Genomic DNA, 14,561 nt, shown 5'->3' with positions numbered 1-14,561 from the left:
TTTGTATGCTCGCCAGTGTGGTTCCGGCTCTCGCCTGAATTATTGCGCTTTAATCTTAATCAGCGGCTGCTTGGCAAATTGCTGTTTAAGCTCCTGCTTACTCTTCATCACGATCTGGCCGTCGGTGCCAATACTCATATGTTGAGCGTCTGTGTTATGCCGGGCTTGCCACAACATAACCATTTGCAGACTGTTCTCTTTTTGTTCTGCCGTCAGGGCTACACCATCGGGCCATTTCCCTAACTCCACCGCCTGCGACAAACGCTGGTAAATTTCCGGCGTCATGGAGGCAATCAAATCATCAAGCTCCATTGGGCATTCCTAAGTGAATAATTTGCTGAATCGTTTTTTCAGCAAAATTGCAAATTAAAAATACGTCGAGATAAGGGTTCAACCCGCTATCTGTTCGCCACTCTCATCGTCAACAAAATTCAGCGAGGCCGAATTGACACAGTAACGCTCGCCGGTTGGCTGCGGGCCGTCGGGGAACACGTGGCCCAGATGAGCGTCGCAGTGACCACAGCGGATCTCTACCCGATGCATATTATGTGAATAATCATCAATATAGCGAATAGAGTCGGCGGCGATAGGTTCGTAAAAACTGGGCCAGCCGCAGCCGGAATCAAATTTGGAATCGGAGATAAATAGCGGTTGCTGGCAGCATAGGCACTGATACACCCCGGTGCGCTTATTGTGCAGCAGTTTGCCGGAAAATGGCGCTTCGGTTCCGTGGTTCTGCGTAACATGACGCTGTATATCAGTCAGTTGCTCAAGAGGTTTTGTAGGGTTTTGTTCTTTAGCCATTTGTGCGGTTCTCTGACAAGGAATAAAGTCAACGAAAACAAGGTGTAATAATAACAAAAAATTAACAACAAAGCAGCAGATTTTAGCCTAGACTCTATCCCATTCCGGTTTGAAGTGCGTTAATGTGATAAAAATCGCAAAATTTACCGCCCCGCCCTTTAAACTTGTGGGTTCGCCCCAATATAGAAATGTGGCCAATGGTTTCAGGAATGTGTGATTAATGTGCAAACTCGCTCGTTTGGTTTGATTTGCAGCAAGAATTGACACGATTCCGCTTGACGCTCGGTGTGGTTTTTGTAATTTTACAACCAACCTTTTATTCACTAACAAATAGCTGGTGGAATATATGACTATCAAAGTAGGTATCAACGGTTTTGGCCGTATCGGTCGCATTGTTTTCCGTGCTGCTCAAGAACGTTCTGACATTGAAATCGTTGCAATCAACGATTTGTTGGACGCGGATTACATGGCATACATGCTGAAGTACGACTCTACCCATGGTCGTTTCGACGGTACTGTAGAAGTGAAAGACGGCCACCTGGTTGTTAACGGTAAAACCATCCGTGTTACCGCAGAGAGAGATCCGGCTAACCTGAAGTGGAACGAAGTCAACGTTGACGTTGTTGCTGAAGCGACTGGTCTGTTCCTGACTGACGAAACGGCTCGTAAGCACATCGCTGCTGGCGCGAAAAAAGTGGTTCTGACTGGCCCTTCTAAAGACGACACCCCAATGTTCGTTATGGGCGTTAACCACAAGTCTTATGCTGGCCAAGAAATCGTTTCTAACGCTTCTTGCACCACTAACTGCCTGGCACCACTGGCTAAAGTTATCAACGACAAATTCGGTATCGTTGAAGCGCTGATGACCACTGTTCATGCAACTACCGCAACTCAAAAAACCGTTGATGGCCCGTCTCACAAAGACTGGCGCGGCGGCCGCGGCGCATCCCAGAACATCATCCCATCCTCTACCGGCGCAGCTAAAGCTGTAGGTAAAGTGATTCCAGAACTGAACGGCAAACTGACCGGTATGGCGTTCCGCGTTCCTACTCCTAACGTTTCTGTTGTTGACCTGACTGCACGTCTGGAAAAACCCGCCTCTTACAAAGAAATCTGTGCTGCAATCAAAGCAGCTTCAGAAGGCGAGCTGAAAGGCGTTCTGGGCTACACCGAAGACGACGTTGTATCTACCGATTTCAACGGCGAAAAACTCACTTCAGTATTCGATGCTAAAGCAGGTATCGCGCTGAACGACAACTTTGTGAAACTGGTTTCTTGGTACGATAACGAAACTGGCTACTCGAACAAAGTTCTGGACCTGATCTCCCACATCTCCAAGTAATGGATTGATGTCGAAATCAGTAAAAACCGCCTTCGGGCGGTTTTTTTATGCCCCTAGCCTCCCCCGGTTCTCTGCCTCAATGCCGATAAATTTGCGCAATATCAATGATTAATCTGCTACATATAAGCCGTAGGTAAAAACAGAAAAGCTTGTGATACTATCGATAATCTGAGGTTCAACGAATAACTGCCACTTTTCAATTAAGGCCAAATTAATGAACGAGAAAGTTTTTAGTCTGCCCGTTGTTGAACAAATCTCCCCTTATATCAGCCAACGTCAACTGGACAACCTACCCGTTGTGGTCGTTTCTCACCCTAAAGTACGCGCCGCCGTTGCTCTGCAAGGTGCGCATCTGCTGGCATGGCAGCCTAGCGGTGAACAACCGGTTATTTGGCTAAGCAACAATACCGCATTTACCGACGGCGTAGCGATTCGCGGCGGTGTACCTATCTGTTGGCCTTGGTTCGGTCCAACGGCGCAGCCTTCCCACGGTTTCGCACGCATTCTGCCGTGGACACTGACCGCGCACGATGAGAATGATAACGGCGTGATGCTGACTTTCACGCTGAAAGACAGCGACGAAACCCGTAAATACTGGCCACATGCCTTCACGTTAATCGCTCGTTTCAAACTGGGCGTTGAATGTGAAATGGAGCTGGAATCCCACGGGGATTATCAGGCTGCCGCCGCCCTGCATACTTATTTCCAAATCGGGGATATCAGCCAGATTAAAATTAGTGGCCTGGGCGAGAAGTACATCGATAAGGTATTGAAAATCAACGACGCCGCTCAAAGCGGCGACCTGGTCTTTAACGGCCAGACAGATCGGGTTTATACCCAACCGGAACCTTACAGCCTGATTAAAGACCCGGCGCTGAAACGAACCATTGAGATTCATCATCATCACCAAAGCGACGTTGTTGCCTGGAACCCAGGCCCTGAGCTGTCTTGCAGCATGCAGGATATGCCAAATGATGGCTACAAAACCATGTTTTGCGTTGAAACTGCGCGAGTCAGTCAACCCATGGTCGCGGCCGATGAAGCGCCTGCTCGCCTTGCAATGACAATTCGCAGCCGCAAAAACGCCTAACAACGCCGCCGCACGCAATATCAGTACGTTAAAATGGAGCCTGGTGCTCCATTTTTATATGGGTCTATGCCTTGTAGCAGATAACCACATATATTCGTATGTATATGGCGACTTTCTTGCGCTCAGCAGCTATTGCATCGGTGAAATTGATTTCAAAAGCGTAGAGATTGTCGTTTTAATATGCGAATAGCCGATTCATAAATCGCTCTTTAGCCGGTTTCGGGGAACATAAATTCATCACTGTTTATTCCATCATTTCCTTTCCATTAAATACTTCAATTTTACTCTCTGAATCTACACTTTAGAATTTATAATTTGTATTTAGACTGGTTTCGATAATCCCCATCCATTCGGCTAATGCGTTAATGTAATGAAAGCCAAAACCTTTAAATTAATATGCGTCCTGTGTAGCATATCACTGAAAATAATAATCAGCGGGACTCGTAACTCTCCCGAGAATGATCATCATGAATTAACGAAGCGTCCTGATGACATAAACCAACTGGGTGAAATAAATAAAATAATAACTTTCTTCTGGTATCCAGTACCTTAACCATTTACCTACCTGATTAACTTATCCGTTTTAGTCTGAGTAAATAGACAACAGGATACATCCAGATTATTGGTAAAATATGGGATAGGAGATTCGCCGTTTAATCGAACGCAGAAATAGCTATGAGAACCCATTAAGTCTAAAAAATAGAATAAGGTTCCTGAAAACTCTTCGTTCAAACGGTTCGCCAATATAGAAATTCAATCCATATCAATACGATTATTAGCATTAAACGAATTGTTCTTCAAAAAAATCTAAGGCGTGCCTGCGAATAGGCCATTCGCGCTAGGGAAATGATAAGAGGAAGCGTCAGTTAAGCGTTAAATTAACCAAAATCAGGGGCCTGCTGGCCCCTGTCATTCTATCTGATTATATTAATCAAAAAGTATAGGTCACACCGGTCCAGACGATACCGGTATAGGATTTATCAACCATTGGGCTGTCTTTAACTTCGCTCGACAGTTGAATATAACGGCCAAGGAAGAATGCATTCCAGCTAGCGTTAATTTGATAATGTGCAGACAACTCAGCATAAGGCGACCAGCTATCACTCGGCTCATAAGCGCTCAAAGTGCTACGCGCAGCTTCGTTACCACTCACGCCGTAGTAATATTTGTTCTGGTTTTTGCTGTTCCAGGTTACACCCACACCCGGCGTCAACAACCAGTTGTTCAGTTGGAATTTATACAGGTAAGCCACATCCCCGATCAAACCGTTACTGTTATCCAGCATGTCCCCCGAAATCGCGGTGCGAATAATTCCCCAGTCTTCGGTATGAGCATAAGACACGCCAGCCATTAACGTGCCGCGACGTTTGTCTAACTGCTTCATGCGCCAGTCGTCGCTATCATTCGGTCTGAAGTTTAACGGCAGAAAGTAAGCGTCCAGAGTCAGACGGTTGCTATCATCACGCCACAGGTAATAACCGGCAGCCAGAGTACGGAAATAAAAATCATCACCTTCGTAATTGATCACAGGAACCGGATAAACGCGATCCTGTTTGCCCAAATACGGATCCGGGCTAACTAAGGCGGAAGCCCCTAAAGACCAGGTACCGGCATGTGCAGCACTGGCACAGCTAATGGCGATGGCTGCAGCAGCCAAAGTTTTTAGTTTAAAGGTTTTCACAAATTGTCTATTCCATATGTAAACAAATAATTAGTTGCCTTAGTGTAAAGCAACTGTTGGCTTTCTGCTGGAACTTTACATAAATTCAGGCAAAAACTCCGTGATTTATAAAGGAAATGCCTATTACCAAACCGGTAACATTTTCAATCACAGTGCGGTTTACGGCTGCAATTAGCCAAGCAATTATAGTAACTAGTGAAAATTATTGTTACTCTTCTGCGGATAAAAATGATGCTATCGCATCAATCTCTAAGCGCCTTTCTTTCCCGTCCTCAGATTATCGACCTACGACATCAATCCCGACGCTCATTCCAACCTTAGACCGAAAGCCGCAGTCTGACGCTGCGGATTGATTACAAAGATAAATAGGTTGCGATAGATTTGACCGCTGTTAACAGAAAGTAAGTAAAATTTATGTCGTTTTGATTACACCAGTATACCGGCACTTTCCCAGAATAAAAAACCAGCAAGAATCATAATTCAATCAGTTAACCCCGTAATATTAGCATAATACTCTAATTAAGTACCTTCCCTCACTGCAGAATTGGTCAATCTATCGCCATGGCCAACTTGACCTTTAGAACAGACGCGACCATAACAATAAGGTAGTAGTTTCAAAATTTTAACCCAATAAAGCCCTACTACTTTTTTATGTTCCCAACCATTCAAACAGGACGGGCATGCTATGAACATATTTGATCACTATCGCCAGCGCTATGAAGCGGCCAAAGACGAAGAGTTCACTCTGCAGGAGTTTCTTACTGTCTGTCAGCAGGATCGCAGTGCTTATGCCAACGCGGCCGAACGTTTGCTGATGGCTATTGGTAGCCCCGTGATGGTCGACACTGCGCTGGATTCACGCATGTCTCGGCTATTCTCCAACCGGGTTATTGCCCGATACCCTGCGTTTGAAGAATTCTACGGCATGGAAGAAGCCATCGAACAAATCGTTTCCTATCTGAAACATGCGGCCCAAGGGCTGGAAGAGAAGAAACAGATCCTCTATTTATTAGGTCCGGTGGGCGGGGGTAAATCCTCTCTGGCCGAAAGACTAAAAGCCTTGATGCAGCTCGTACCCATCTATGTGCTCAGCGCCAACGGCGAGCGCAGCCCGGTTAACGATCATCCGCTGTGCCTGTTTAATCCGCAGGAAGACGCGGCCATTCTGGCGAAAGAGTACAATATTCCTAACCGTTATCTCGGCACCATCATGTCGCCGTGGGCCGCCAAACGTTTGCACGAATTCGGTGGCGATATCACTAAATTTAAAGTGATTAAAGTTTGGCCTTCGATTTTGCAACAGATCGCCATTGCCAAAACCGAGCCGGGAGATGAAAACAATCAGGACATCTCCGCTCTGGTTGGGAAAGTGGATATCCGTAAGCTGGAAAATCACGCGCAAAACGACCCCGATGCCTATGGTTATTCTGGTGCATTATGCCGCGCTAACCAAGGGATTATGGAATTCGTTGAGATGTTCAAAGCGCCGATTAAAGTCCTGCATCCCCTGCTGACGGCCACGCAGGAAGGTAACTATAACGGTACTGAGGGTATCTCTGCCCTGCCATTCAACGGCATCATCCTGGCTCACTCCAACGAATCGGAATGGGTCACTTTCAGAAACAACAAAAACAATGAAGCCTTCCTCGACCGCGTATACATCGTCAAGGTTCCTTACTGCCTGCGGGTTTCAGAGGAAATCAAGATTTACGACAAACTGTTGGAACACAGTGAGTTAACCCACGCGCCTTGCGCGCCAGGAACGTTGGAAACGCTGGCTCGTTTCTCTGTCTTATCGCGTCTGAAAGAGCCGGAAAACTCCAGTATTTACTCGAAAATGCGCGTGTACGACGGTGAGAGTCTGAAAGATACCGATCCTAAAGCCAAGTCTTATCAGGAATATCGTGATTATGCCGGCGTGGATGAAGGGATGAACGGCCTATCTACTCGTTTCGCCTTTAAAATTCTGTCGCGCGTATTTAACTTCGATCACGCGGAAGTGGCGGCCAACCCGGTGCACCTGTTCTATGTTCTGGAACAGCAAATCGAGAGGGAACAATTCCAGCAGGACGTGGCTGAGAAGTATCTGGAGCACCTGAAAGGTTATCTGATTCCGAAATACGCCGAATTTATCGGTAAAGAAATTCAGACCGCCTATCTGGAATCCTACTCTGAATACGGCCAAAACATTTTCGACCGCTACGTTATCTATGCCGATTTCTGGATTCAGGATCAGGAATATCGCGATCCGGATACCGGTCAACTGTTCGATCGCGAGGCACTGAACGCCGAACTGGAGAAAATCGAGAAGCCAGCGGGTATCAGTAACCCGAAAGATTTCCGTAACGAGATCGTTAATTTTGTTCTGAGGGCGCGGGCTAATAACAATGGCCGTAATCCTAACTGGACCAGCTACGAAAAATTACGCACGGTCATTGAGAAGAAAATGTTCTCTAATACCGAAGAGTTACTGCCAGTCATCTCTTTCAATGCGAAAACCTCAACGGATGAGCAGAAAAAACATGATGACTTTGTCGACCGGATGATGGAGAAAGGTTATACCCGCAAGCAAGTTCGCCTGCTGTGTGAATGGTATCTGCGGGTAAGAAAATCTTCATAACCCGTTTGCCGATACAGTTCGGCATAACAGGTATAAACCCAATAGATTTCAAGCGGCAGCTTGAGAAATAACGGGGCTCCCCAAGAGATTTCGGGCGGCGGCAAGGCGGCAATTGAACACCCCCCAGTCATTTAGCCCGCTAAGTGACTGGGGTGAAGGAAAGCCGCCAACGCAACAACCGTTCGAAAGATGAAGGTGAGATTCAGGTCGATCGGATTCGGGGGACTTATGGGCTACTTTATTGACAGGCGACTTAACGGCAAAAACAAAAGCATGGTTAACCGCCAACGCTTTTTGCGTCGTTATAAGGCGCAGATTAAACAGTCGATTACCGAGGCCATCAACAAACGGTCTGTGACTGACGTAGACAGCGGCGAATCGGTTTCCATCCCTATCGACGACATTAACGAACCGATGTTTCATCAGGGACGCGGTGGCGCACGTCACCGGGTTCATCCTGGTAACGACCATTTTGTGACTAACGATCGGGTTGAACGCCAGCAAGGTGGCGGCGGATCGGGCAGTGGTCAGGGAAACGCCGGTAAGGATGGTGAAGGCGAAGATGATTTTGTCTTTCAGATCTCCAAAGATGAGTATCTGGATCTGCTATTTGAAGATCTCGCCCTGCCCAATTTGAAAAAGAACCAATATAAACAGCTGACTGAATTTAAAACACATCGCGCGGGTTACACGGCAAATGGGGTTCCGGCCAATATCAGCGTGGTGCGTTCACTGCAAAACTCGCTGGCGCGTCGTACCGCGATGACCGCAAGTAAACGGCGGTTGATGCATCAGTTGGAAGAAGAATTAGCTTTACTGGAAAACTCAGAACCGGCTCAGTTGCTGGAAGAAGAGCGTCTGAGAAAAGAAATTGCTGAATTACGGCAGAAAATCGAACGGGTTCCTTTTATTGATACCTTCGATTTACGCTACAGAAACTATGAACGTCGTCCTGAACCTTCCAGTCAGGCGGTGATGTTCTGCCTGATGGACGTTTCCGGCTCAATGGATCAACCGACCAAGGATATGGCTAAACGTTTCTATATTCTGCTGTATCTGTTCCTGAGCCGGACGTATAAAAACGTAGATGTGGTGTACATTCGCCACCATACGCAGGCTAAGGAAGTTGACGAACAGGAGTTTTTCTACTCGCAGGAAACCGGCGGCACCATTGTATCCAGCGCCTTAAAGTTAATGGATGAAGTTATTCAGGAACGTTATGACCCGGTGCAGTGGAATATTTATGCCGCTCAGGCGTCGGACGGCGATAACTGGGCTGATGATTCGCCGCTATGTCGCGAGATTCTGGCGAAAAAGCTGCTCCCTCTGGTGCGTTATTACAGCTATATAGAAATCACCCGCCGCGCACATCAAACCCTGTGGCGGGAATACGAGGCTTTGGAAGCACAATTCGATAATTTCGCTATGCAGCATATTCGCGAACCGGAAGACATTTATCCCGTGTTCCGGGAACTGTTCCACCGGCAAACCGCCGAAAGTTGATTGATCAGAAAAATACAAACCGGCCAAACATCAGCCGGTTTTTTTATCTCTTCAACGCTGTAACTACCCTGCTTATTCCTATGAAAATCAGCGGATCTAACCTCGTTCACCTACAGCAGTTGACTGATATTTAACTCTTCCATTAAACGGTAATTATCTGAGTAATCCACCGGAATCGCGATCACGGCGGGGCCGTCAACGTCCATAGCCTGACGCAGTTTGGCGGTTAATTCATCAGCAGATTCAACGGCAAAACCTTTGGCACCGAAGGATTCCGCATACATTTTGAAATCTATCGGGCCGAAACTGACGCCGGAAGGACGGTGGTATTTTTTCTGCTCTTGGATTTCAACCATGTTATACCCATTATCCACCCAAATAATGTGCAACAAATTACTCTTCAACCGCACCGCCGTTTCCAGCTCCATGCTGGATTGCATAAAGCCACCGTCCCCAGAAACCGACACCACTTTTTGATGAGGATTTACCAACGCGGCGGCAATCGCCCAGGGTAAGGCTACCCCCATGGTTTGCTGGCCGTTAGACATCAAAATCTGCCGCGTACGGAAACTATACAAATAACGTGCAATCCAGATATGGAAACTCCCCATATCCACGCACAGCGTCACGTCACTGTTAACAATATCCTGCATCGCACGAACTAATCTCAAAGGATGAATAGCAAAACCGTTCATGCGTTCGGCTCGGTTGGCCAAATCACGGCGCTGGCGACCGCGTTCTTCCAGCACAGCCTCGGTCTGTGAGGTCAGGATTAACGAACCGTTCAGCCGTTTGGTCAGCTCATCCAGCGTGGTGGCTATATTCCCCACCAGCTCTTTTTCCGGTTGATAGGCAATGTCAATTTCCGCCGGTAATACATCCAGATGGATTAAGGTAGCGTGGCCGCTGTTCCACAGCGCCGGATCGTACTCCACCGGGCTATAACCAACGGTGAGAATTACATCCGCCTGTTGCAGTAACTTATCACCGGCCTGATTATTAAACAGCCCAACCCGACCCGCAAAACGATCGAAATGCACCTGATCGATAACCCCGGCCGCCTGATAAGTGCTGGTAACCGGCAGTTGGCTATGGCGCAGCAGGCGTCGCACCGCCTCGGCGTTGGCCGGTTGGCTCGCCATTAAACCTAGTAACAATATGGGATTCTTGGCCTTATTGAGCAGTGCCGCAACGTCGACGATATCTTCCGTCCGCGCACTCCCGTTAACCGGGCAAGGCTGATGAGCCAGAATACGGCTGGTTACCGGCTCATTAATAATATCCTGCGGTAGGCTCACAAAGGCGGCGCCTGGTCGACCAAACTCTGCGGTTCTGAAGGCGTTTCCCATAACTTCCGGCAATGCGCTCGCGGCGGTCACTTCCACGCTAAATTTGGTGACTGGCCGGAAAATGCTGACGGTATCCATGCTTTGGTGAGTGATTTTCAGGCTATCCGCCCGTTTCACCGCACCGCCGATAGCGACCACCGGATCCCCCTCCGACGTTGCGGTGGCCAGCCCGGTCACCAGATTTGAACAACCTGGGCCAGAAGTCACCAATGCCACGCCGGCCTTACCGGTTAAACGGCCAATGGCTCCAGCCATAAAAGCGGCGTTGGCTTCGTGGCGTACCACTATGGTTTCAATCGTAGAATCTTCCAGTGAATCAAATACCCGATCAATTTTCGCGCCCGGAATACCGAAAACCTGCTTAACACCTTGTTGCTCCAGATGATTCACCACCAGATCGGCACCGCATTTCCATTCCTGCATTTCAATTTCATGACTCATGACGTTGTCCTTTGTTACCGCTCTCATTACCCATCAGGGGGAATTAACTTTCTACCGCGCGAATCGCTGTATCGAGATTCAACGGCGTCAAATCTGCTTTCAGGAAGTCATTGTCCTGCGGTAAATCAATCACCAGCTTGGTCAACGTGCCGAAAGTCAGCTCTCCGTTTTCCAGTTGATAATCAAGTACATGGCCGCCACCGCTGCGGTCATCGGTAATAAAATGCTCGTGGTAACCCGCGACATTAATGCCTTGGGTATAAGCCGGGCTGCGAAATCCGATAATCACGCCGCTGCGATGCTCGAATTCAAACGTCGGCTGTTCGGCAATGGCTTCGAGCATGGGTTTATAAGGGCGCTGCTGACGCGGTACGGTGCGGGTTTCAACGTGGCTAAACTTGCCATCGATACGCAATGCGCAGAACAGATTATCGGTCTCGGTCACATCATCAATCACATTGTGAATCTGCTGGCGGCTCATTTTATGCTCAAAACAACGTTTTTCCGTCGGCTGGAAGAAGGTCATCACTGCGAAGGGCGTTTTCTGCTCAGGCTGGGCGCTACGGGCGCTACCGTCCGAACGCAATTGATAAATTTCGCTGTTGAACGCCACTAACTCCCCATCGAGATTGTTGAAGGTTCCTAATCCAAAGTCACCGTGCTGAAGCAGCTGCTTCATGGTGATATTGCCTTCGTAAACACCACTAATTAGCGCACTCATCAATGAGGTTTGGTACAAAACACACTCTGGATGCCCTTTCTGATGGGCAATGAAGCTCTGCGCAATCGTCTCTGCACATGAACATACTGGGTGATCTTGTTTAATCATGTCGCTCTCCCTCTTATCTGTAACATAAATTACACTTATGTTTAGTTATAAGGTTGACGCGAGAACGACATAAGTACCAATATAGGAACCTCACTATTTTGATATCAAAAATATATGGAACATCGTTATCTGCGTTACTTCGTTGCCGTCGCTTCTACTCGGCACTTTACCCGGGCAGCTGAAAAGCTCGGCATCTCGCAACCGCCGCTGAGTCAGCAAATTCAAAAGCTGGAACGAGAGATAGGTACGCCGCTGTTACATCGGTTAAGCCGGGGAGTTGAACTGACGGAGGCCGGTGAGGCTTTCTATGCCGACGCCCTTCATATTTTGCAATTGACGGATGAAGCGGTTGAGCGAGCCAAAAGCATCGCCCGAGGGGAAACGGGAAAACTACGGGTTGGATTTGCCAGCTCCACCGCTTTCCAACCGGCGGTTTTATCCTTGTTGCACCGCTATCGAGAAACCTTTCCCGCGGTCATTTTATTGCCTAGCGAAGAAATCATGCCGGTGCTGATGAACGATTTACACAGCGAACGCATTGACGTGGCTTTTATTCGCCAGCCTTGTAGCGCCAGTACCGAATTTACCTGTGAGGTGCTAGTGGAAGAAGATATGGTGCTGGTGCTGCCCGCCAATCATCCTCTGCACCATTGTGCCAAAATCAGCCTGCGGGATTTACAGCATGAAAAGCTGATCACCTTCCCAAGGGAAGTTGGCCCCGGCTTGTTTGATGCCATTATGAACGCCTGTTATCGCGCCGGATTTGAGCCAGAACTGGGGCAACAATCGCCACAGTTGGTTTCCGCCATCGGCATGGTCTCAGCCGGATTTGGTATCACCGTAGTGCCGCGTTCACTAACAACCATTCATGCAAACAATGTTACCTACCATGAAATTGATGATGACCAGCTAAAAACCCAGATTACGCTGGCCTGGCGCCGCCACGAGCGCTCCACCGCGGTCGTGAATATGGTGAATTTGCTACGGCGTGGCGGATAATCCGGCGATTATGTTTCGTGAATTTGCGCAAAACGTTCGGCGAGGAAGTCCAATAGGCTACGAACCGAAGGCAGCAACCCGCGACGAGACGGAAATACCGCATGAATAATTTCCGGTTTGGGTGCCCAATCCGGTAGCAGGCGAATCAACGCCCCACTCTCTAGTTGCTCCCTGACCATCATCAGCGGCAATTGCACCACGCCAACGCCAGCCAGCGCGGCACAGCGCAACGCCACCATATCGGCAGTAATAAACCGAGGCTGATGATTAACCGCCGCGTGAGCATCATTTGGGCCTTGCAAATTCCAGACAAAATTCTGCTGCGGTTGCCCTAATCCTAAACTGGGGATGCCGGTCAGATCTGCCGGTGATCGGATTTCATCGCACTGCGCCAGCAACGCCGGGCTGGCAACCAGACTCTGGCAACGATCGGCCAGCACCCGCATCACTAAATCGCTGTCCTCAATCGGTCCAGGCCGTACTCTTATCGCAATATCAATAGCTTCCGCCACCGGATCAACCCGGCGATTCGTGGCTTCCAAATGCACGCTCACATGAGGGCAACTGGCCATGTAATCCGCCAGCATCTGGCTCACGTTCGCCTGCAACAACGCCACCGGACAGGTGACTCTGACCACGCCACGTGGCTCAGCGCGGGTTAACTCAATAGACTCCTGCGCCGCTTTGGCCTCCACCAGCATGGCTTTACAGTGCTCATAATAGGTTTGGCCGATCTCCGTCACCGCAAAACGTCGGGTAGAACGCTGCACCAAGCGAACGCCCAATCTGTCCTCAAGCAGCGCCAAACGGCGGCTGAGCTTGGATTTAGGCATACCCAGCACTCGCGCGGCTGCGCTAAAACCACCGTGATCGACCACCTGAACGTAGTAATAAAGATCGTTGAGATCTTGCATAGTCACCTTATTGTTCATTTAATAGGACAGTGATGTGCTATTTTGCTATCTACCGCTTAAATTATCCTAAACCTATACTTTATCCAATACAGCAACCTACCTGTTGTAAGGAGATTATGATGAAAAAAGTACTAGGTGTTTACACTGCGCCACGTTCCCACTGGGTTGGGGACGGTTTCCCGGTTCGTTCTCTGTTTTCGTATCAAAGCCATGGCAAGCAGCTGAGTCCGTTCTTGCTGCTGGATTATGCCGGTCCGCAGGATTTTAAACCGAGCAATCACCCGCGTGGCGTAGGGCAACATCCGCATCGCGGTTTTGAAACCGTCACCATTGTGTATCAAGGTGAAGTCCAACATCGTGACTCAACCGGTAAAGGCGGCGTTATCGGGCCCGGCGATGTGCAATGGATGACCGCAGGCTCTGGTATTTTACACGAAGAGTTTCACTCCGAAGCCTTCAGTAAAAGCGGTGGCCCGCTGGAAATGGTTCAGCTGTGGGTGAACCTGCCTGCCAAAGATAAAATGGCCGCACCTGGATATCAGGCGATCCTGAGTCAGGATATTCCGCGCGTTGAACTGCCGGATAACGCCGGTCGTGTTCGGGTCATAGCCGGTGAGTTCGACGGCCATACCGGGCCTGCCAAAACCTTTTCACCGCTGAACGTTTGGGATATGCGGTTGAATCAGGGCAGCGTCAGTGAAATTTCTCTGCCGGAAGGCTGGAATACCGCACTGATCGTCTTGCACGGCACCATTATGGTGAATGGCGAAAGCATTGGTCGCGAAGCGGAAATGGTCTTGCTGGATTCAGCGGGCAGCCATCTGACCATTGAAGCCAACAATAATGCCGTCTTGGTATTGCTCAGCGGCGAACCGATCAATGAACCTATTGTCGGTTACGGGCCTTTTGTTATGAACAGCGAGCAGGAAATCAAAAATGCCATTAAAGATTTTAATGGCGGACGTTTCAGCTCTATCGACCATTAAAAT

General features: G+C 48.7%; 12 protein-coding genes. 6 read left to right on the top strand and 6 right to left on the bottom strand.

Features of this window, described 5'->3' with window-relative positions; genetic code table 11:
- Positions 1–39: 39 nt before the first annotated feature.
- Together PL78_RS04735 and msrB are read right to left on the bottom strand one after the other, a co-directional pair.
- Positions 40–312 (bottom strand): YeaC family protein, encoded by a 273-nt coding sequence (locus tag PL78_RS04735; RefSeq protein ID WP_064513562.1) that lies wholly within the window; start codon positions 310–312, stop codon positions 40–42.
- Between the two features lie 78 nt (positions 313–390).
- Entirely contained in the window at positions 391–804 is a 414-nt protein-coding gene (msrB, locus tag PL78_RS04730) for a peptide-methionine (R)-S-oxide reductase MsrB (protein ID WP_064513560.1), read from the bottom strand.
- A gap of 346 nt (positions 805–1,150) precedes the next feature.
- On the opposite strand from msrB, the gene gapA reads away from it, so the two are divergent.
- Together gapA and PL78_RS04720 are read left to right on the top strand one after the other, a co-directional pair.
- Positions 1,151–2,146, top strand: a complete 996-nt coding sequence (gene gapA, locus PL78_RS04725; protein ID WP_004875218.1) for a glyceraldehyde-3-phosphate dehydrogenase — start codon at positions 1,151–1,153, stop codon at positions 2,144–2,146.
- Between the two features lie 214 nt (positions 2,147–2,360).
- Positions 2,361–3,236, top strand: coding sequence for a D-hexose-6-phosphate mutarotase (locus tag PL78_RS04720; protein WP_064513559.1), 876 nt, complete (start codon positions 2,361–2,363; stop codon positions 3,234–3,236).
- Positions 3,237–4,167: 931 nt separating this feature from the next.
- Here PL78_RS04720 and PL78_RS04715 read toward each other — a convergent pair.
- On the bottom strand, positions 4,168–4,917 hold the full coding sequence (locus PL78_RS04715) for a MipA/OmpV family protein (protein ID WP_084414286.1): 750 nt from the start codon (positions 4,915–4,917) through the stop codon (positions 4,168–4,170).
- A gap of 685 nt (positions 4,918–5,602) precedes the next feature.
- On the opposite strand from PL78_RS04715, the gene yeaG reads away from it, so the two are divergent.
- Both yeaG and PL78_RS04705 read left to right on the top strand, forming a co-directional pair.
- Complete coding sequence (yeaG, locus tag PL78_RS04710; RefSeq protein WP_049598161.1) at positions 5,603–7,537, top strand: protein kinase YeaG; 1,935 nt, start codon at positions 5,603–5,605, stop codon at positions 7,535–7,537.
- Positions 7,538–7,765: 228 nt separating this feature from the next.
- Positions 7,766–9,040, top strand: coding sequence for a YeaH/YhbH family protein (locus tag PL78_RS04705; protein ID WP_064513555.1), 1,275 nt, complete (start codon positions 7,766–7,768; stop codon positions 9,038–9,040).
- Between the two features lie 110 nt (positions 9,041–9,150).
- Here PL78_RS04705 and alsS read toward each other — a convergent pair whose 3' ends face one another.
- Positions 9,151–10,830 (bottom strand): acetolactate synthase AlsS, encoded by a 1,680-nt coding sequence (gene alsS / locus PL78_RS04700; protein WP_064513553.1) that lies wholly within the window; start codon positions 10,828–10,830, stop codon positions 9,151–9,153.
- Positions 10,831–10,873: 43 nt separating this feature from the next.
- Complete coding sequence (budA, locus tag PL78_RS04695; protein ID WP_064513551.1) at positions 10,874–11,659, bottom strand: acetolactate decarboxylase; 786 nt, start codon at positions 11,657–11,659, stop codon at positions 10,874–10,876.
- A gap of 114 nt (positions 11,660–11,773) precedes the next feature.
- On the opposite strand from budA, the gene PL78_RS04690 reads away from it, so the two are divergent.
- On the top strand, positions 11,774–12,658 hold the full coding sequence (locus PL78_RS04690; RefSeq protein ID WP_064513549.1) for a LysR family transcriptional regulator: 885 nt from the start codon (positions 11,774–11,776) through the stop codon (positions 12,656–12,658).
- A gap of 8 nt (positions 12,659–12,666) precedes the next feature.
- On the opposite strand, the gene PL78_RS04685 is transcribed toward PL78_RS04690, so the two are convergent.
- A complete protein-coding gene (locus tag PL78_RS04685) occupies positions 12,667–13,572 on the bottom strand; it encodes a LysR family transcriptional regulator (RefSeq protein WP_064513547.1) in 906 nt (301 codons plus the stop codon).
- A 119-nt stretch (positions 13,573–13,691) separates the two neighbouring features.
- On the opposite strand from PL78_RS04685, the gene PL78_RS04680 reads away from it, so the two are divergent.
- Positions 13,692–14,558, top strand: a complete 867-nt coding sequence (locus PL78_RS04680; RefSeq protein ID WP_064513545.1) for a pirin family protein — start codon at positions 13,692–13,694, stop codon at positions 14,556–14,558.
- Positions 14,559–14,561: the final 3 nt, after the last annotated feature.

Origin of the sequence: Yersinia entomophaga (genome assembly GCF_001656035.1) — a bacterium.
Lineage (GTDB): Bacteria > Pseudomonadota > Gammaproteobacteria > Enterobacterales > Enterobacteriaceae > Yersinia > Yersinia entomophaga.
The sequence above is the reverse complement of the archived record's forward strand: the minus strand, read 5'-3'. Positions and strand labels throughout refer to the sequence as shown.

Excerpts from the sequence above, each read along its gene's own strand:
- PL78_RS04735 (WP_064513562.1), bottom strand. The coding sequence starts at position 312 with ATGGAGCTTGATGATTTGATTGCCTCCATGACGCCGGAAATTTACCAG.
- msrB (WP_064513560.1), bottom strand. The coding sequence starts at position 804 with ATGGCTAAAGAACAAAACCCTACAAAACCTCTTGAGCAACTGACTGAT.
- gapA (WP_004875218.1), top strand. The coding sequence starts at position 1,151 with ATGACTATCAAAGTAGGTATCAACGGTTTTGGCCGTATCGGTCGCATT.
- PL78_RS04720 (WP_064513559.1), top strand. The coding sequence starts at position 2,361 with ATGAACGAGAAAGTTTTTAGTCTGCCCGTTGTTGAACAAATCTCCCCT.
- yeaG (WP_049598161.1), top strand. The coding sequence starts at position 5,603 with ATGAACATATTTGATCACTATCGCCAGCGCTATGAAGCGGCCAAAGAC.
- PL78_RS04705 (WP_064513555.1), top strand. The coding sequence starts at position 7,766 with ATGGGCTACTTTATTGACAGGCGACTTAACGGCAAAAACAAAAGCATG.
- alsS (WP_064513553.1), bottom strand. The coding sequence starts at position 10,830 with ATGAGTCATGAAATTGAAATGCAGGAATGGAAATGCGGTGCCGATCTG.
- budA (WP_064513551.1), bottom strand. The coding sequence starts at position 11,659 with ATGATTAAACAAGATCACCCAGTATGTTCATGTGCAGAGACGATTGCG.
- PL78_RS04690 (WP_064513549.1), top strand. The coding sequence starts at position 11,774 with ATGGAACATCGTTATCTGCGTTACTTCGTTGCCGTCGCTTCTACTCGG.
- PL78_RS04685 (WP_064513547.1), bottom strand. The coding sequence starts at position 13,572 with ATGCAAGATCTCAACGATCTTTATTACTACGTTCAGGTGGTCGATCAC.
- PL78_RS04680 (WP_064513545.1), top strand. The coding sequence starts at position 13,692 with ATGAAAAAAGTACTAGGTGTTTACACTGCGCCACGTTCCCACTGGGTT.